This window comes from Pedobacter anseongensis, assembly GCF_037482965.1.
Taxonomy (GTDB): domain Bacteria; phylum Bacteroidota; class Bacteroidia; order Sphingobacteriales; family Sphingobacteriaceae; genus Pedobacter; species Pedobacter anseongensis.
The window spans coordinates 624,487-641,485 of record NZ_JBBHKB010000004.1 but is presented as its reverse complement, the minus strand read 5'-3'; the positions used below and the strand labels follow the sequence as shown (position 1 = coordinate 641,485).

The window sequence follows — 16,999 nt, the reverse complement described above, 5'->3', positions numbered from 1 at the left end:
TTTCAGATCAGGAGGGTTTTTTTTTGCTTTTATGTATTAAGTTAACCAATTAAAAATTTTCTTAATATTTCTATTGTTTTTAAATACATAAACATTTATACTTGTTCTAATTCGGAATTTAAACTCAAGCTTTCAAATATCAAGGAGAAATTTGAGAACGAAAAGAATTCACATTACGATTTGGCAAGTCGTAGATGGAAAGACGGTGAGGTAAGGTGTCTACATTGCAACCACACAGATTATTACCACTTTGGTGGCGGAATAAGGTTTAAGTGCAATAGAATCTAAACTGCATATCTACAAATGGATTTACGGTATGTACCTAATGAAGCAGAAGAAAGGCATTAGCTCCGTTCAGTTTGCTGTGATACTTGAAATTCAACAGCGTTCTGCTTGCTTCGTATTGCAAAGGCTTAGATTTGCCATGGGAAATTCTGATGATGGGGACAAGCAGTTAAAGGGAGCCGTAAGCGTAGATTGTGCTTTTGTTGGGGGCAAGAACAAAAACCGCCATGCAGATAAAAAAGTAAAGTACGAGCGAGGTAGCCGTGTGTTCGTGGACAAGTCAACGGTTTGCGGAATGTCGGAGCAGAACGGGAAGCTACGTATCTTTATCGTTAACAGGGAAGACCAAGTAAACGTTAACCCCTAATATTCTCAAATATAGAACATGATTATGTTTTGGTTACTGACGGGTACAAGATATTCCACACACTAAAGTCAGTATGCTAAGGATGGCTATTCACCTAACAACGCGGAAAATTTCTGGTCACATCTTAAAAGGGGTTTAACAGTGATTTACATTCAGGTAAGAAAGAAACATTTTGATAAATATCTAAGTGAATTTCAGATTAGACATAATAAACGTAAATTATACATCTCCTAAAAAATTGACTTTATCGTTGACAATATGGTTTGAAGGTTGAAGTATAAAGAATTGATAGCGTAAAATTTACTACATGCAATTAGCAGTATTCAAGTACGAAGACGAAGATGACAATGTGATCAATGATTTCACTACAGTAGAAATTGATGGAGCCTTGGTTTATCGATAGTGATGTTTATGCTTTATTAGATATAAAAAATGTTTCTGATGCGATTTCTACGTTAGACGAAGATGAAAAGCTGGTATCAGTTGTAACGAGGGCAGGTCAAAACAGAAGCGTTAACTTAATAAACGAGAGGCACTTGACTACTTACTCAAATTACTTAATCCCAAAAATAAAGAAGTAGAAGTCGCTAGAAAAGTAGTAATGCCACCTCCCCCAACAAGCGGTGACAGTGATTTAGGTGAAGCTCTTAATAGAGGTAAACTACCCAAAAACAATATAAGATACTTAAGTCGAAGCCTCGCACCCTACTTGGAATCAAGATTCCTGTGGGGTGGCAGAGGATGATTTGGTTTGTGAGTTTAGTATAATAATTTTATTGATAGTTTCATCTAGCATTTTTAAGTGTGATGATATTTTATCAATAGTAAATACTTCTTTTTTTCTTTTTTTATCAAACTTTATAAATGATATTTCATTGATTGAAAAACCTTCTACGACATCCCATTCTGTATCTAAAAGGTAATGAGCCATGATATTTCTTATTCTAATTATTTCATCTATATCCTTATGTATAGTTTTATTTGCGCTTTGAAAATCTTTATTGTGTCGATTTAGTATTTCCCTAAATACTTGATGTTTAGACTCAAATGTTATCAATTTGTTTCCGAATATTAAATCCATTATTTCAACCACACTTTTCTGCGTTTTACAAAAATGATTACTCAGATACTCGTCAATTAATCTTTCAAGCATAATGGTTTGATTTATAATATTGCCCCTAGTATCTACCCCTAATGCGAACAACTTTTGTAATTTTTCCTCGTTTTCCATATTACCACATTTTTTGTTTAGAAGTTTTAGCCCATGTAAGAAAATATCTTCTTTTCTCGTTTTGAGCAAATGATGACATGTTATCAACGAATAACCCAAGCATAGTTCCTTCATCTTTAAAATCCCATCCGAATCCGTTTTTTTGGGAATTTGGTTTATCTAAGTCAACCGTGACTGGTTTACCAACCGAACCTATTATACATGTAGCAATGTTTTTGGTGTTGTTTAAATAATCTGTAAAATCTTTAAAAATAACTTCTTTAGTTACGACTTGTACTATATTTATCTTATACTCATCATCACGCCATATTTTAACATATTCAACACTATGCCCACATATTTTAAAAGATGAGTCTACTATTAGAATGAAGCCTTCTTCCCCATTTTTTGCCTCAAAAGCCTTAAACTTATATTCATTCTCTAATAAGACACTAATTGTTTTACCTATTTGAATTTCTTTATATCCCAGCTTTTGTGAATATGATGAAAATGAAAACAATGCCAGCAGGCACATTAAGAGATACTGTTTTTTCATGTTGTCGTAATTAGAGTAAAGTAAATGGCGTGGACTATAAAATCCTTAGCTACTCTGGGTTAAGATGCCCCCCATATATAAAGATAAAGCCACTCCATTGCCAGCCTATTTAGATCGATATATTGCGTGTGCTTAAAGTCGTATTTTGAGTAGAAGTACGGATTAGTATAGTACTATTAAATTCTTTTTTTAGTCAATATCTATTTTCATAGCTTTTTAATGTTTGCAAGCGCTATGCATTTGTCTAAGTTATATGTTTTTAATTTCATTAACAAAATTTTACTGCAGTTCAAGTTAATCAATTCAATTAACACATTTATTCACAATTAAAGGTTATAAAAAATGAAAAAGAAAAGATCTAGAAAACATTCCAAATCAGTTTATTCCTCAGTTAGGTCAAACTAACACTTTCTTGCAGAAGGTAAAAAATCGTTTGTGCCTAATTTACTTTGCTATGAAAAACTAGTGAAATAAATTCTTGCAATTTTTGCAAAGCATTTAATGCCGACATAGATAATATACTAGTTAAAGTGTTTATACTTAAATCACTTCTTTCAAGTTCGTGGTTGTAAGTTATTAATAGGCCTAGAAATTATTTTTTGACTACAGTATAATGTATTTTCCAAATTATCTTTAACTATAAAATATTTTCTTGAATTGGAACTGCACCACTTTCTTAGTTTAAAGATATTTTCTCATCTGTAATTGACAATTGATAACTTCTGATAAATCGATACCTCTTCGTATGATTTTCTGCTGATAGGTTCTCATTTGAATAATTAATTTAAAACACCAATATAATGAAAACAAAATGCAAAGGTTAGCTTTGCGTATAATTACCATTTATAATAAAAATTTGAAGATTTAAACCATTGGTTAACTTAATACATAAATGCAAGTTTTTTTTAAATTTGACTAATGAAGAAAAAACTTGTTGTTTTAACGGGGGCTGGAATTAGTGCCGAGAGCGGATTAAAAACCTTTAGAGATTCTGATGGCTTGTGGGAAGGCTATAATGTGATGGATGTTGCAACTCCACAAGCTTGGCAACGCAATCCGGCTCTTGTACAACAATTTTATAACGAGCGGCGAAAACAAATATTAGCAGCAACTCCAAATGAAGCTCACCTGCAACTTGCAAAACTCGAAGAACATTTCGATGTATATATCATCACCCAAAATATTGATGATTTACACGAAAGAGCAGGTTCTAAGAATATTACACATTTGCATGGAATAATTACATTATCACAATCCGATAAAAATGCAAGTTTAACCTATCCAATTATGGGAGAGGAACTAAAAATGGGAAGTGTATGTGAATTGGGTTCTCAACTTCGTCCACATGTAGTGTGGTTTGGGGAGCCGGTACCAATGATTAATATAGCTGCCGAAATTTGCTCAAAAGCAGATATTTTTATGCTGGTAGGCACCTCCCTTGCCGTTTATCCTGCAGCAGGACTAATGGATTTTGTCCCTATTGATACACCAAAATATATAGTCGATAAGAAAATACCGTCGGTTAATCACTATAAGCATATCATTAAAGTAGAAAAAGTAGCTACTGAAGGGGTTAGCGAAGTAGCTAAACAATTACAAGCCTATGTATAAGCCGCTTGTATTTAATTGGAGTGGGGGTAAGGACAGCACGTTAGCCCTTCATGAGATCTTAAAGGCAAGTAAATTTAAAGTTCGGTGTTTATTAACTACAGTAAATGAAGCGTATAATAGAATTGCTATGCATGGTGTGCGCGAGTCATTGTTAATGGCGCAGGCGAAAAGCCTTGGTTTGCCTTTACATATAGTTCGTCTTCCCGAAATGCCTGATATGAATACTTATGAAAAGGCAATGGATTTGCATTTTGGGATTCTGAAAGAGCAGGGAGTAGGGTATGCTGCATTTGGCGACATCTTTCTTGAAGACCTTAAAAAGTACAGAGAAAGCCAATTCGAACGGATTGGTTTAAAAACAATATTTCCATTGTGGAACAGGGATAGCCTCGATTTGGTGAAAGAATTTATTGCCCTTGGTTATAAAACAATAGTGGTGTGCGCACGAGCAGATTTGAAAGATTTTTGCGGAAGGGTAATCGACCAATCTTTTTTAGATGATTTACCTCAAGGTGTAGATCCTTGTGGTGAAAATGGAGAGTTTCATACGTTCGTATTCGAAGGGCCAATTTTTGCTAAACCAATTAAGTTTACACTAGGGGAGTTGGTTTTTAAAACAGTAGCGGTAGAGAATTCTACTGATCAAAATCTCGGTTATTGGTATTTCGATTTAGTACCTGTCGATTAGTATTTCAGCATTCAATTTTAATTTCATAAAATAGCTTAAAATTGCAATACTTCTATATAATTTGGCAAATTAAGTATTCAAAATAATGTTTTGTTAACATATATAAATATCTATTTATCAATAATTTATGTTTATATAATTAAACTAAAACTTTACTTAACAATCGCGATTGGTCTTATAAATCTCTATTTTTTCAAAATTATATTTTGTTTTATACTCAAAATTATTATTTTACAGATAGTTATGAAAATTATATAAAGTTTTACTGCTGTCTTTGATAGGCTGCAGCAAAATCACTTCTCATGGTCTTAAATCGTTCTACAACGGTGGCAATAAATTCCTCATCGAGCATTTGGAATATCTCATTAGCTCCCCCGCCCGAAAGGTCGAGCTCTGATAATTTAAAGCTTTGTTCGAGTTGACCCTGTTCGAATTTCACAATGTATTTTTGGTTCATATTGAACAGCGTAATTTTACAACTTGGGTGTGGTAATTCAGCTATAATCCTCATAAGGTTACCCCCATTTCTTTTAGTAAAAAATCGGCATGATCTATTTTTGCTGCAACCCATAAAACATAACGGATATCTACCCCAATAGATCGGCTATAGCTCTCGTTCCATGCATAATCATTTATGGTGGCACCATAGGCGCGATCGAAGTTTACACCTATTAGTTCGCCATAAGCATTCATGATTGGCGAACCTGAATTTCCGCCAGTAGTATCCATATTGTATAAGAAACACACGGGTACATCATTCAATTCCTTCTTAATAAAGGGGCCGAAATCTTTCGATTCCCATAACGATTTAATTTGAGAAGGGTAGGTATACTCTGGATTTCCGGTAGCACCCTTTTCTAAAATTCCACGAATGGTGGTATAAGGCGCCATAAAATTGGCATCTGCAGGCGAATAGCCACGCACATGACCATAAGTTAACCTTAACGTACTATTTGCGTCTGGAATAAAATCTTTCTGCAAAAATTTCTCTTTCACGTTTACATAATCGCCCATTAATTTATTTAACAGACCATCGCGCCGATCCTTCTCAGGTTTTAATTCGCCAATTTGCCTTGCAATGTCTTTTTCAAATAATAGTAAGCCATCGTTATAGTTCTGTACCGACTTGGCCGATTTTAATATCGTATTTAAGATATAGTTTTGATCTTTAAGCTTGCTCAAACTAAACGTTTCATTAATAAACTCATTTATCATGGCTTCACTACTCGAACCCTTGCCCGTAATTTTATCAATTGCGTTAACCCGCTGATTTGAGGATAACCGGGTGGCATCGGTCATCATTTTCTTTAAAATCTTTCGATCTACATCGATATCGAACGAATCGTAAATTCCATTAATCGTTAGCTTTAAGGCCTCTATATTTGCATTAAAGTAAGCGTCTTTTTGAGCAATAGGTTTCGATTCAAGGGCAATTTTAAAGGTGTTAATTTGCTTCGCTATATTTAATAGGTTGGTCGAGGTATAGATTTGCCCCATCCACAAGTCCCGAATAGCATCGCCATTAATCTGTTGGTACAATTGATCGATATCAACCATTAAATCGCCGTATTTTTCTTTAATATCAATGTTGTTGTTTATAAATTGTGCTAAGGCATTATCTTCATTTCTTTTTTGGTTAACTAAATCTATCCCTTTTAAGCCGGTTAGTTTACCTCTATAATTTTTCATTACATTGGCATTCTTTTTAATACGGGTTGCGAGCTTTAGCGTTGTAGCTTTATCCCTTTTGCCAATACTCTCCATGGTCGTATTTTGAAAATCATATAGGTCTGAAGTATAAGGAAGCAAATATTTTTCTTGATAGTTGATAAATGCAGCTGGGCGGTGACGAAAAGTTTTGCCTGGGTAACCAAGTATGAAAACAAAATCTTCTTCATTTGTGCCATTAGGATTAACTGTTAAGAACTTTTTTGGGGTGTAGGGTACATTATCTTTCGAATATTTAGCTGGTGAACCATCTTTAGCTACATAGGCTCTCATGAATGAATAATCGCCTGTATGCCTAGGCCATACCCAATTGTCGGTTTCGCCTCCATATTCTCCTATTTTTCGATTCGGCACATAAACCAAGCGAACATCAAGAATAATCTTATATTTAAATAATACGTAGGTTTTACCAATAAACATTTCAGAAACTTCGGCCTTAATGCTAGGATCTTTTTTCTCGGCCTCAATAACGATGTTCTTCATGGCATTGTTTATTATTTTTAAGCGCGAGGTGGGGTCGTCTATTGAAGCAACAGCCCCTAAAACTTTATCAGAGACATCTTCATAACTATCGGTAATTCGACAAGTTAAACCTTTACCTTCAAGTTCTTGTTCGCGATTTTTAGCTACAAAGCCGTTGTTTAAATAATCATTCTCTGGTGTGCTAGCCTGCTGTACAGCACTAAACGCGCAATGATGATTGGTGATGATTAATCCCTCATTCGATACAAATGATCCTGTACAGCCACCCACATTAACCAAGGCGTCGACTAAACTAATGCCATTCGGATTATATACTTCGTTTTGATCGATTTTTAGTCCAGCTTTTTTGAGGTCTAATTTGTGGATTTCACTTAAAGGAAACATTCCTTCTTCGGGAATGCGATAGCCGAATTGAGCTCCCGCAAAGCATAGTAAAGTAATTAATAAGATTCTTTTATTCATTGTATTGTGTGCTAGTGATTTTCAAAGCTAATAATTTTGTTGAAGGAAGGGATAGAATGTGGAATAGTTTCCTTTATCTTTGTTCTTATTTTTAAAATACAAATGGCAGAAGATTTAACTATCACCAAAACAGGGACAAAAGAAGAGCAATATTTATCCTTAATTCCTCAAATTGAGGCTTTGCTTCATGGCGAAACAGATCAAATTGCCAACTTAGCGAATGTTTGTGCTGCCTTAAAAGAGCAGTTTAATTGGTTTTGGGTAGGTTTCTATTTGGTAAAGGATGAGGAATTGGTCTTAGGTCCTTTCCAAGGCCCGGTAGCCTGTACCCGCATAAAAAAGGGAAAAGGGGTTTGTGGGGCATCTTGGGCGCAAGAAGAAACCCTAATTGTAGCTGATGTTGACGCTTTTCCAGGGCATATTGCTTGTGCATCGGCATCAAGATCTGAAATCGTATTGCCTTTGTATAAAGGAGAGAATATTATCGGGGTATTAGATGTTGATAGTGAATATCTTGCTCATTTTGATGAAATTGACTCACTTTACCTTAATAAAATTATTAAGTTATTAAATGCCTAAATTACCCTATTCATTTTATCTACAAGAGGGTGTAGTCGATCTTGCTATTGAGCTGTTAGGTAAGAAACTTTTCACTAAGATAGATGGGCACGTAACCGGCGGGATAATAGTTGAAACCGAAGCATACAATGGAATAACCGACAAAGCATCTCATGCTTATGGAGATCGTTTTACTTCCCGTACCTCTACTATGTACGAAAATGGGGGGATAACCTATGTATACCTTTGCTACGGCATTCATCACTTGCTCAATGTGGTTGTGGGTTCAAAAAACAACCCTCTTGCTATATTAATTCGTGGTATTGAGCCTATAGAAGGCATTAAAACTATGCTTGAGCGTAGAAATATGAGCCGTTTGGAGCCGAGAATTACAGCTGGACCAGGTTCTGTTGCAAAAGCATTGGGTGTTAACAAGGATTTAAATGCTAAAGATTTACTGGGCGATGAAATTTGGATTGAAGAAGGTATTAAGGTTATACCAGAACATATTATTTCCTCTCCAAGAGTTGGCGTAGCTTATGCAGAAGATCATGCACTCTTGCCGTGGCGATTTTATATTAAAGGAAATAAGTATGTAAGCAAGCCTAATTCTTAAAGTTTTTGCGCTAATTTTACGCCATGAATTTTGAGAATACATTATCCTTTGCACAACACTTAGATGGTGAAGACCCTTTACGCCAAATGCGTGATGAATATCTATTTCCTTCACTAAATAATAAAAATTTTATCTATCTGTGTGGCAATTCATTAGGATTACAACCTAAAGTAGCGAAAGAGGTATTGAATGTGCAGTTAAACAACTGGCAAAATCTAGCTGTTGAGGGTTGGTTTGAAGGAGATTCGCCGTGGATGTTCTATCATAAGGAACTTAAAAAATTAATGGCGCCGTTAGTAGGTGCAAAACCTGCGGAGGTATGCCCAATGAATACGTTAACGGTAAATCTTCACTTGTTGATGGTGAGCTTTTATCGGCCTAAATCTAATCGTTTTAAAATCATTATGGAGGCTGGCGCATTTCCTTCTGATCAATATGCAATCGAAAGTCAAGTACGTTTTCATGGCTACGACCCTAATGAAGCCATCATTGAGGTGAAACCAAGGGAAGGTGAGTACATCTTAAGTACCGACGACATTCTTAAAGCCATCGAATTAAATGGAAATGAACTTGCTTTAGTATTATTTGGCGGTGTAAATTATTTTACCGGTCAATGCTTCGATATGCCGGCAATTACGAAAGCTGGACATCATGCTGGTGCATTGGTAGGGTTCGATTTAGCTCATGCCGCAGGTAATGTACCTTTATCTTTGCATAAATGGGATGTCGATTTTGCCTGTTGGTGCTCTTATAAATATCAAAATGCTGGCCCTGGGGGAATTAGTGCGATTTTTGTTCACGAAAAGCATTTTACCGATACGAATTTAAATCGTTTCGCTGGTTGGTGGGGATACAACGAAAGTAAACGATTTAAAATGGAGAAAGGTTTCGTTCCAGAGCTTGGTGCAGATGGTTGGCAGGTAAGTTGCACTCAAGTAATGCCCATGGCTTTGTATCATGCATCGCTTCTGCTTTTCGAAAAGGCAGGGTATATTGAACCGCTAAGAACTAAAAGTAAAACTTTAACTAATTATCTATTTTATGTTATAAATGAGGTTAATATAGCTATAGGGTTTGAGCAATTTAAAATAATTACCCCATTAGAAGAAGCCGACAGAGGCGCACAAGTTTCGATCATTGCACAAAGCAAGGGCAAGGAGTTTTTTGATAAATTAGTTGAAAATTATGTGCTGGGCGATTGGCGCGAACCTAATGTAATTAGACTAAGTCCGGTACCTATGTACAACAGTTTCGAAGATGTATACAGAACAGGTGAATTATTGTTAACCCTTAGTAAGTCAATTTTATGATTAATTATAATCCTAAAGAATGGATCAGCTTTATTTTCCATGTTCATAAAGCGGATACTTTTCGAAAGTTGTGGCCCTTAATGGTAAGCGTTTCTATCTTTTCAGGCATGATTGCTTATCTAGAACTTAATCATTTAAAATTAGCCGAAACCACTTACATCAAAAACGTAGGCATGATGCATAGTTTATTAGGCTTTGTTATTTCAATGCTTTTGGTGTTTAGAACAAATACTTCGTACGATAGATGGTGGGATGGAAGAAAGCTTTTGGGTGGATTAACAAATGTGAGTAGAAATTTAGCCATAAAAATTAAGGCGCTGGATTTGGGAGAGGAGGAAATAATATTCTTCAAATACGCTATTCCTAAGTATGCTTTCGCATTAAAAGAACATTTAAGAGAAAAGCAGTATTTTGGTAAGGATAGCTTTCAGATCGAAATTGATGGAGGAAAACACATTCCAAATCAAGTTGCATCCAGTTTGGTGAGTAGGATTTATACTTTGCAAAAAAATAATCTTATCTCACAAGAACAACTTATCATTTTAAGCAACGATGTTGGTCAATTTACCGACATATGTGGAGGATGTGAGCGGATAAAAAATACACCTATACCATACTCATATAGTGCTTTTATCAAGAAATTCATTTTTATTTATGTAATTACTTTACCATTTGGATGGGTATTTAGTTTGGGATATTTTGTAATTCCTATTGTGCCATTTATTTTATATGTATTGGCCAGTTTAGAACTCATTGCCGAGGAAATTGAAAATCCTTTCGGTAAAGACGCTAACGATTTGCCTGTAGACCAGATTTGTAATAATATAGAAAAGCATGTAGGAGAGATCTTGTGCTAAAAATAGCTTATCATCCTTTATATGCGCATCCTTTACCAGAAGGGCATCGTTTTCCTATGCTCAAGTACGAGTTAATACCTGAGCAATTGTTGTACGAGGGAACAATCACTGCAGAGAATTTGTTCTCCCCAACGCTTTTAGACGAACATTACATTATCAATACGCATCGGTTTGATTATTGGGAGCAATTAAAAAATTTAACACTTCCTGCTAAAGAACAACGTAGAATTGGCTTTCCGTTAACTGCACAGTTGGTAGAACGGGAAATTAGAATTGCACAAGGAACCATAGAGGGGGCATTGTTTGCCAGGCAGTTTGGTGTAGCCTTTAATGTAGCTGGTGGGACACATCATGCGGGGAGTAATTGGGGCGAGGGTTTTTGCCTTTTAAACGATCAAGCTATTGCCGCAAACTATTTGATGGATAATAATTTAGCTTCACGCATCTTAATAATCGATTTAGATGTACATCAAGGTAATGGAACGGCTCAGATTTTTAATAATAATCCTAAAGTTTTTACTTTTTCGATGCATGGTGCAGCTAATTTTCCCTTTAGGAAAGAAAAATCTGACTTGGATATTCCCTTAGAAAATGGAACGGAGGACGAATTTTTTTTAACTGAATTGAGTAAGGCATTAAGATTTGTTTTCGAAAAACATCAGCCTGATTTTGTTTTCTATCTATCAGGGGTTGATGTTTTGGCTACAGATAAACTTGGTAAATTAGCTTTATCCAAAGAAGGATGTAAAAGGAGAGATGAAATCGTATTTGAATGTTGCTTCAATTGCCAAGTACCTGTTCAGGTGAGCATGGGCGGAGGCTATTCTTCCGACATTAAAACCATTGTAGATGCGCATTGCAATACGTTTAGAGTAGCTAATCACCTTTATTTTTAAATCATGTTAGAAATTATATACCAAGACGATCATTTAATTGCGATTAACAAACCGCATGGATTATTGGTGCATCGCTCTAAACTAGCAAATGATGCTACAGAATTCGCTTTGCAAATGCTTCGTGATCAAATTGGCAGGCAGGTAAGTCCAGTGCATCGTCTAGATCGAAAAACAAGTGGAATTTTACTTTTTGCATTCGAAAAGGATGTTGAGATAGCCATGCACAAACAATTCCAGGAAACTTTGGTAGACAAAAAGTATTTAGCCATTTTAAGGGGCTATGCACCTGATCAATTGGATATTGATTATCCGTTGGCTAAAGAAAATGGAAATATGCAAGAAGCCTTTACTGCTTTTATAACCTTGCAACGTGCAGAAATTGATGTGCCATTTGGTAAACATCCCACTTCGCGGTATTCTTTTGTTGAAGCGACTCCAAAAACAGGTCGAATGCATCAATTGCGACGACATTTCGCACATATATTTTATCCTATTATTGGCGATCGTAAGCACGGATGCAATAAGCAAAATCGATTTTTTAAGGAGCAATTTGAAATGACAACGATGTTGCTTCATGCTTCTGAACTTACTTTTAAACATCCTGTTACTGGTAGTGATGTAAAGTTAAAAGCCAAGATCCAACCTGAGTTTAATAGAATGATGAAATTATTGAATTTTAAACGTTAGCATACTATTTGCTAGGTAAAAACTGTTATTATCTATAAAATATGAAAATAGTATACCTTTTACTTTTAACAATTTTAACCAGTTGTTCATCTATTTACATTCCGAGTGTACCGAACACACCAATGCTTACTACTCAGGGCGAAATTGCAGCAGGCGCACATATTTCGTTAAAAGGTAATTTCAATTTCAATTCTGCGTACGCAGTTAGCAATCATTTTGCTTTATTGGCAAATGGAGCTTCAATGACCAATGAAAGGGAAAAAAAAGACATAAAACATAAAATGCTTGAGTTTGGAGCAGGTTATTTCGATACATTCGGGCCAAATAAAAACAGGATATTGGAAGTTTATGCTGGTTTTGGGAGTGGGAAGAGTGAGCGGGTATTTCGCGAATTCGATAAGGATGATTTTCTTTTAAGTACCGACTTGCAAAAATCGAAATACGACAAGAAGTTTATCCAAGTAAATTATAGCTCTAAAAAGGTCGATAATCTACGTCTTTTTGGGGTAGATTTTGGTTTAAATTATGGTACTGCATTGCGAATGAGTTTTATAAAGACTAATGATTTTTATAGAAATGGTGTATTACAATCAAATGAAGATAATATTTTCTTAGAACCTGTATTCTTTACCAGAATGGTATTAAGTGATGAAGTGCAGTTACAATATACCAGCGGAAGTAATTTCGGATTAAAGAACCGTAAGTTTCTAAATGCAGGGAATTCTGTATTCAGTGTGGGTGTGGTGGTGAATTTGGGCAGAGAGATGAAATAATCATTGTACGAGGTTATGTGAGTAAGCAGATGGTAAGGAAATTATTGATAAATATTATTCGGTGATTATCGTATATTTATTGAATGAGATGGTATTTATTAACTTTCTTCCTTTTCGCAGTAACCAATCTAAATGCGCAAACAACCTTTGATGCACATTTTAATACCTTAAAAAAGCAAACAATCGATAGTGGCATCACCCTAACATTCGATGAGCCTAAAGATTTAAGTCTGCTAAAACCCACTAAAATTATCATTTTTGCCTTGCCAAATGGCAATACCACTGCACAAACCTTTGGGAAAAGATTAGCACAAGGTGATGATTGGCATTACGATATTCAACATATTGGTGCACAAACTGCTTTTATCAGAAATTCAGATCCAAAAACAAATTACATTATAGTTTATTTCGAAAATGAGCTAAAGAGCTGGCCGACATGGCGACGAAAGTATGCTTCTGGTGATAACCAGATTGGAAAAATGGTTAATCAGTTGTTAAGGAGCTACCAGCATTATCAACCCAAACTCATTTTAACTTGCCATAGTGGTGGTGGCAGTTTTATTTTTGGTTATATTAACTCACAAGCACAAATTCCTGCTGTGGTAGAACGTATTGGTTTTTTAGATGCCACGTATGGCTATGAAACGGGGAAACAACTAGAGAAGCTTAAAAAGTGGCTAAAAATTAAAAATAGTTCTTTACAAGTAATAGCTTATAACGATAGCGTTGTCGTCTATAATGGAAAGCCCTTAGTATCGCCAACTGGCGGAACATGGTATCGAAGTAAATTGATGGCAAATGATTTAGAAATGGACTTCAAATTAAAAGCATATGATTTCACTGATCGCTTAATTTGGGACAATAAAAGACGTTTGGTTTCCTTTAGCTTAATCAAAAATCCCGAAGCAAAAATATTTCATACGGTTTTGGTTGAAAAGAATGGGTTTATTCATCTTGTCTTTAATGGAACAAGTTTTCAATCTAAGAACTATCAATTTTGGGGAGAAAGAGCTTATGAAAATTACATTTTGAATTAAAAATGGAAAATGAAAGCAAGACTGTGGTTCGCAAAATTATCCATATAGATATGGATGCATTTTACGCATCGGTTGAGCAACGAGATTTCCCTGAATATAGAGGCAAGCCTTTAGTAGTTGGCGGATCGCCAGAAGGTAGAGGAGGGGTGGTGGCTACGGCAAGCTACGAAGCTAGAAAATTTGGAATTCGTTCAGCTATGACTTCAAAAAAGGCACAACAACTGTGTCCATATGCAATTTTTGTGCGACCTCGATTTGCAGCATACAAGGAAGTATCTCAAAAAATAAGAGAAATTTTTCGTCGTTATACAGATTTAATAGAGCCCTTATCACTAGATGAAGCCTATCTTGATGTTACGGTAGATAAAATGAACATCGGCTCGGCAATAACCATTGCCGAAGAAATAAAAAAGGCCATTAAAGAGGAGTTACATTTAACGGCTTCGGCTGGAGTTTCAATTAATAAATTTACCGCTAAAATTGCTTCCGATATGAATAAACCAGATGGATTAACCTTTATTGGACCTTCTCGATTAGAAGCATTTATGGAAAATCTTCCTGTCGAAAAATTTTTTGGGGTGGGTAAAGTAACTGCCGAAAAAATGAGGAGGCAAGGATTATTTACAGGGGCCGATTTAAAAGTACTCAGTGAGCATCGCTTAGTTCAACTTTTTGGTAAAACGGGAAAATTTTTTTACAAAATTGTTAGGGGTATTGATGATCGTGAAGTGCAACCCAATCAAGAGATTAAATCAATAAGTGCAGAAGATACTTTTATGGACGATTTAGACCGGGGCGAAGAGCTAGACGATTGGTTAGTGCAAATTACGAAGTCGGCTTTTAAACGATTGCAACAGTATCACATATATGGAAGAACGGTAACTTTAAAAGTGAAATTTGGAGATTTTAAAATCATTACTCGAAGTCAGTCTTCTACTTTCCCGATAGTCGAATTGGAAGAAGTTTTAGTCCTTACGAAATTGCTTTTAGAAAAAGTAGATTTCGAAACAAAGAAGGTTAGACTTTTAGGCGTGTCTTTCTCAAATTTCGGAGAAATAAGGAATCGAGAAATAGATATAAACTATCAACAAAGGCTTTTTCCTGATAATTAATGTTAAATTAACATTATAAAGCTATTTTAGAGAAATAAACTTATAATTTCAATTATGGAAGTCAATAGTACTGTAATCGCCGTCGCAATAATTGCTATTTTGGCATTTGCTTATTTTATCATCAAAAGAAATAGAAAAGACCAAAAAAACTTGGAGAAGGAGTTAAATCAAAGCGAACTAAAGCCAGAGAAACACGATAGCGAAAAAATTTAGTTTAGTTGTTCATTTAAAGCAAATAGCAATCCTTCAATATCAAAGGGTTTCTCTACTATATCATCTGCACAAATTTCTTTTACCTTTTCGATTTGCGGATGGGTTGATAGTACGATTACAGGTATATGTTTTGTGCCTTCTGCATCCTTAATTTGTCGACATAATTCTGTACCTTCTACTGTTGGTTTAATGATATCCAATAAAATAGCATGAGGTTTAAATTCGGTAATATGTTCAAATATTCCTTTTTCATTAAGGTATAGGCTACTTTCATAACCTGCATCTTCGAGCACTATCGAAATCAATTCTAAAATTTCTTTGTTATTTTCTACTACTAATACACGTTTCTTCATCTCTGAGCTAAAAGTCGCTCTAAATATAAAGAAATATCAGCCACACTATAAAAATTTTTTAATTTATTTTGGCTGTTTTGGGATTTCAAAATTAGCCGATTTTGTAGATATGGCATTTAAAAAAGCTACTAGAGCATGGAGTTCCGATTTATTTAAACGTATTCCTCTCAAAAGCCGGTCGTTCTTTGGTAAAAGTGGATCATCCAATTGCGCCAAGGTAACTGCCGGAAATGGCATGCCCATATTATAAAGTAGCATTAAGCTGTCTATAGATTTTACCGACCCATCGTGAAACCATGGTCCGGTAAACATCACGTTTCGTAAACTTGGTGTTTTAAACTTGCCTACATCGTTGGGGTTTTTAGTGGTTTGATATAAGCCAAGATCCTGATTTGTTTGTCCGTAGTTAGACAAACCTAGGTTATGGAAGTCGTTATCGGTAAATAAGGCACCATAATGGCAATTCATGCACCGTGCTTTGGTTCTGAATAGGTGTAGACCTAAAAGTTGCTCGTCGGTTAAGCTATTTTTATCACCGGCTAAAAACCGATCAAAAGCTGAAGGACTGCTCACAATCGTTCGTTGGAAGTCGGCAAGGCTTTTAACGATACGTTCAGAAGTTATCCTGCTATCTCCAAATGCTGCCCTAAAAAGTGGAAGATAACCACTAATTTTTTCTAGTTTTTTAGGGAGTAAACTCATGTTTTGGTGCATTTCTATTTTCGAAGTAAGCGGTATTTGTGCTTGTTCCTCTAAATTTTTGGCCCTTCCATCCCAAAATAATTGCTTATAAAACCACACATTTTCTATCGTTGGCGAATTGCGAGTGTTTAAGGCGTTATTATGCCCAATCGAAACCGGTAATCCATCTGTCCAGTTTAAATGAGGTTGATGACAAGAAGAACATGAAATTTTATCGGATGATGATAAACGTTTATCGAAAAATAGAATTTTTCCAAGTTCAACACGCTTCGGGTCTGTTTTAAAAGCAGAAGCAGGTATGCTCCCTAATTCGTCAAAATTTACTCCTTTATCTATTGTAGGTTTAGGCCATTTTGACGAAGGTTGAGCATATAGTTTGCGAAGCGTATCGGCCGTTAGATAAAGCTGATCATTTAACTCAAAAGATCTAAAGGACAGCAATACTAAAAAACATAAAGCCATTATTAAACCAATTAATACTTTATAGAATTGCAT

The 16,999-nt window shown here is 35.4% G+C and carries 19 protein-coding genes and 1 pseudogene; 14 read left to right on the top strand and 6 right to left on the bottom strand.

Annotated features, from left to right (window positions below; translation table 11 throughout):
* Positions 1-316 precede the first annotated feature (316 nt).
* Both WG904_RS19705 and WG904_RS19700 read left to right on the top strand, forming a co-directional pair.
* On the top strand, positions 317-652 hold the full coding sequence (locus WG904_RS19705; RefSeq protein ID WP_489737899.1) for a hypothetical protein: 336 nt from the start codon (positions 317-319) through the stop codon (positions 650-652).
* A gap of 81 nt (positions 653-733) precedes the next feature.
* Positions 734-886: pseudogene (locus WG904_RS19700) on the top strand (transposase); the annotation flags it as partial.
* Positions 887-1,367: 481 nt separating this feature from the next.
* On the opposite strand, the gene WG904_RS16850 reads toward WG904_RS19700, so the two are convergent.
* The gene (locus tag WG904_RS16850; RefSeq protein WP_339580508.1) at positions 1,368-1,883 is read right to left on the bottom strand and encodes a hypothetical protein; all 516 of its coding nucleotides are present in this window, start codon (positions 1,881-1,883) and stop codon (positions 1,368-1,370) included.
* 1 nt (position 1,884) lies between these two features.
* Entirely contained in the window at positions 1,885-2,418 is a 534-nt protein-coding gene (locus WG904_RS16845; protein ID WP_339580507.1) for a hypothetical protein, read from the bottom strand.
* A 918-nt stretch (positions 2,419-3,336) separates the two neighbouring features.
* On the opposite strand from WG904_RS16845, the gene WG904_RS16840 reads away from it, so the two are divergent.
* On the top strand, positions 3,337-4,029 hold the full coding sequence (locus WG904_RS16840) for a Sir2 family NAD-dependent protein deacetylase (RefSeq protein ID WP_339580506.1): 693 nt from the start codon (positions 3,337-3,339) through the stop codon (positions 4,027-4,029).
* A complete protein-coding gene (locus WG904_RS16835; RefSeq protein WP_339580505.1) occupies positions 4,022-4,717 on the top strand; it encodes a Dph6-related ATP pyrophosphatase in 696 nt (231 codons plus the stop codon). The genes WG904_RS16840 and WG904_RS16835 overlap by 8 nt, the downstream gene beginning before the upstream one ends.
* A gap of 262 nt (positions 4,718-4,979) precedes the next feature.
* On the opposite strand, the gene WG904_RS16830 is transcribed toward WG904_RS16835, so the two are convergent.
* Together WG904_RS16830 and WG904_RS16825 are read right to left on the bottom strand one after the other, a co-directional pair.
* Positions 4,980-5,228 (bottom strand): hypothetical protein, encoded by a 249-nt coding sequence (locus WG904_RS16830; protein WP_339580504.1) that lies wholly within the window; start codon positions 5,226-5,228, stop codon positions 4,980-4,982.
* Entirely contained in the window at positions 5,225-7,390 is a 2,166-nt protein-coding gene (locus WG904_RS16825) for a S46 family peptidase (RefSeq protein WP_339580503.1), read from the bottom strand. Before WG904_RS16825 ends, WG904_RS16830 begins: the two co-directional genes overlap by 4 nt.
* 102 nt (positions 7,391-7,492) lie before the next feature.
* Here WG904_RS16825 and WG904_RS16820 point away from each other — a divergent pair, with 102 nt between their 5' ends.
* The 10 genes from WG904_RS16820 (at position 7,493) to WG904_RS16775 (ending at position 15,449) form a co-directional block, all read left to right on the top strand.
* Complete coding sequence (locus WG904_RS16820; RefSeq protein WP_339580502.1) at positions 7,493-7,969, top strand: GAF domain-containing protein; 477 nt, start codon at positions 7,493-7,495, stop codon at positions 7,967-7,969.
* Positions 7,962-8,564, top strand: coding sequence for a DNA-3-methyladenine glycosylase (locus tag WG904_RS16815; protein ID WP_339580501.1), 603 nt, complete (start codon positions 7,962-7,964; stop codon positions 8,562-8,564). Before WG904_RS16820 ends, WG904_RS16815 begins: the two co-directional genes overlap by 8 nt.
* A 23-nt stretch (positions 8,565-8,587) precedes the next feature.
* The gene (kynU, locus tag WG904_RS16810) at positions 8,588-9,874 is read left to right on the top strand and encodes a kynureninase (protein WP_339580500.1); all 1,287 of its coding nucleotides are present in this window, start codon (positions 8,588-8,590) and stop codon (positions 9,872-9,874) included.
* Entirely contained in the window at positions 9,871-10,731 is an 861-nt protein-coding gene (locus WG904_RS16805; RefSeq protein WP_339580499.1) for a bestrophin family protein, read from the top strand. The genes kynU and WG904_RS16805 overlap by 4 nt, the downstream gene beginning before the upstream one ends.
* Positions 10,725-11,627: a histone deacetylase family protein gene (locus tag WG904_RS16800; protein ID WP_339580498.1), complete on the top strand. Its 903-nt coding sequence runs from the start codon at positions 10,725-10,727 to the stop codon at positions 11,625-11,627. Before WG904_RS16805 ends, WG904_RS16800 begins: the two co-directional genes overlap by 7 nt.
* Before the next feature lie 3 nt (positions 11,628-11,630).
* Complete coding sequence (locus WG904_RS16795; RefSeq protein ID WP_339580497.1) at positions 11,631-12,314, top strand: pseudouridine synthase; 684 nt, start codon at positions 11,631-11,633, stop codon at positions 12,312-12,314.
* 41 nt (positions 12,315-12,355) lie between these two features.
* Positions 12,356-13,087, top strand: coding sequence for an aldo-keto reductase family protein (locus tag WG904_RS16790; protein ID WP_339580496.1), 732 nt, complete (start codon positions 12,356-12,358; stop codon positions 13,085-13,087).
* Between the two features lie 83 nt (positions 13,088-13,170).
* Positions 13,171-14,124, top strand: coding sequence for a hypothetical protein (locus WG904_RS16785; protein WP_339580495.1), 954 nt, complete (start codon positions 13,171-13,173; stop codon positions 14,122-14,124).
* Between the two features lie 2 nt (positions 14,125-14,126).
* Positions 14,127-15,236 carry a DNA polymerase IV gene (gene dinB / locus WG904_RS16780; protein WP_339580494.1) on the top strand — a complete coding sequence of 370 codons (1,110 nt, stop codon included), beginning with the start codon at positions 14,127-14,129 and terminating at the stop codon, positions 15,234-15,236.
* Positions 15,237-15,290: 54 nt separating this feature from the next.
* Entirely contained in the window at positions 15,291-15,449 is a 159-nt protein-coding gene (locus WG904_RS16775; RefSeq protein WP_339580493.1) for a hypothetical protein, read from the top strand.
* Here WG904_RS16775 and WG904_RS16770 read toward each other — a convergent pair.
* On the bottom strand, positions 15,446-15,802 hold the full coding sequence (locus tag WG904_RS16770) for a response regulator (RefSeq protein WP_339580492.1): 357 nt from the start codon (positions 15,800-15,802) through the stop codon (positions 15,446-15,448). The two genes, WG904_RS16775 and WG904_RS16770, sit on opposite strands and share 4 nt — an antisense overlap.
* A gap of 63 nt (positions 15,803-15,865) precedes the next feature.
* Entirely contained in the window at positions 15,866-16,999 is a 1,134-nt protein-coding gene (locus WG904_RS16765) for a cytochrome-c peroxidase (RefSeq protein ID WP_339580491.1), read from the bottom strand.

Excerpts from the sequence above, each read along its gene's own strand:
- WG904_RS16785 (WP_339580495.1), top strand. The coding sequence starts at position 13,171 with ATGAGATGGTATTTATTAACTTTCTTCCTTTTCGCAGTAACCAATCTA.
- dinB (WP_339580494.1), top strand. The coding sequence starts at position 14,127 with ATGGAAAATGAAAGCAAGACTGTGGTTCGCAAAATTATCCATATAGAT.
- kynU (WP_339580500.1), top strand. The coding sequence starts at position 8,588 with ATGAATTTTGAGAATACATTATCCTTTGCACAACACTTAGATGGTGAA.
- WG904_RS16820 (WP_339580502.1), top strand. The coding sequence starts at position 7,493 with ATGGCAGAAGATTTAACTATCACCAAAACAGGGACAAAAGAAGAGCAA.
- WG904_RS16830 (WP_339580504.1), bottom strand. The coding sequence starts at position 5,228 with ATGAGGATTATAGCTGAATTACCACACCCAAGTTGTAAAATTACGCTG.
- WG904_RS16775 (WP_339580493.1), top strand. The coding sequence starts at position 15,291 with ATGGAAGTCAATAGTACTGTAATCGCCGTCGCAATAATTGCTATTTTG.
- WG904_RS16835 (WP_339580505.1), top strand. The coding sequence starts at position 4,022 with ATGTATAAGCCGCTTGTATTTAATTGGAGTGGGGGTAAGGACAGCACG.
- WG904_RS16805 (WP_339580499.1), top strand. The coding sequence starts at position 9,871 with ATGATTAATTATAATCCTAAAGAATGGATCAGCTTTATTTTCCATGTT.
- WG904_RS16765 (WP_339580491.1), bottom strand. The coding sequence starts at position 16,999 with ATGCAATTCTATAAAGTATTAATTGGTTTAATAATGGCTTTATGTTTT.
- WG904_RS16770 (WP_339580492.1), bottom strand. The coding sequence starts at position 15,802 with ATGAAGAAACGTGTATTAGTAGTAGAAAATAACAAAGAAATTTTAGAA.
- WG904_RS16795 (WP_339580497.1), top strand. The coding sequence starts at position 11,631 with ATGTTAGAAATTATATACCAAGACGATCATTTAATTGCGATTAACAAA.
- WG904_RS16840 (WP_339580506.1), top strand. The coding sequence starts at position 3,337 with ATGAAGAAAAAACTTGTTGTTTTAACGGGGGCTGGAATTAGTGCCGAG.
- WG904_RS16790 (WP_339580496.1), top strand. The coding sequence starts at position 12,356 with ATGAAAATAGTATACCTTTTACTTTTAACAATTTTAACCAGTTGTTCA.
- WG904_RS16825 (WP_339580503.1), bottom strand. The coding sequence starts at position 7,390 with ATGAATAAAAGAATCTTATTAATTACTTTACTATGCTTTGCGGGAGCT.
- WG904_RS19705 (WP_489737899.1), top strand. The coding sequence starts at position 317 with ATGTACCTAATGAAGCAGAAGAAAGGCATTAGCTCCGTTCAGTTTGCT.
- WG904_RS16815 (WP_339580501.1), top strand. The coding sequence starts at position 7,962 with ATGCCTAAATTACCCTATTCATTTTATCTACAAGAGGGTGTAGTCGAT.
- WG904_RS16845 (WP_339580507.1), bottom strand. The coding sequence starts at position 2,418 with ATGAAAAAACAGTATCTCTTAATGTGCCTGCTGGCATTGTTTTCATTT.
- WG904_RS16850 (WP_339580508.1), bottom strand. The coding sequence starts at position 1,883 with ATGGAAAACGAGGAAAAATTACAAAAGTTGTTCGCATTAGGGGTAGAT.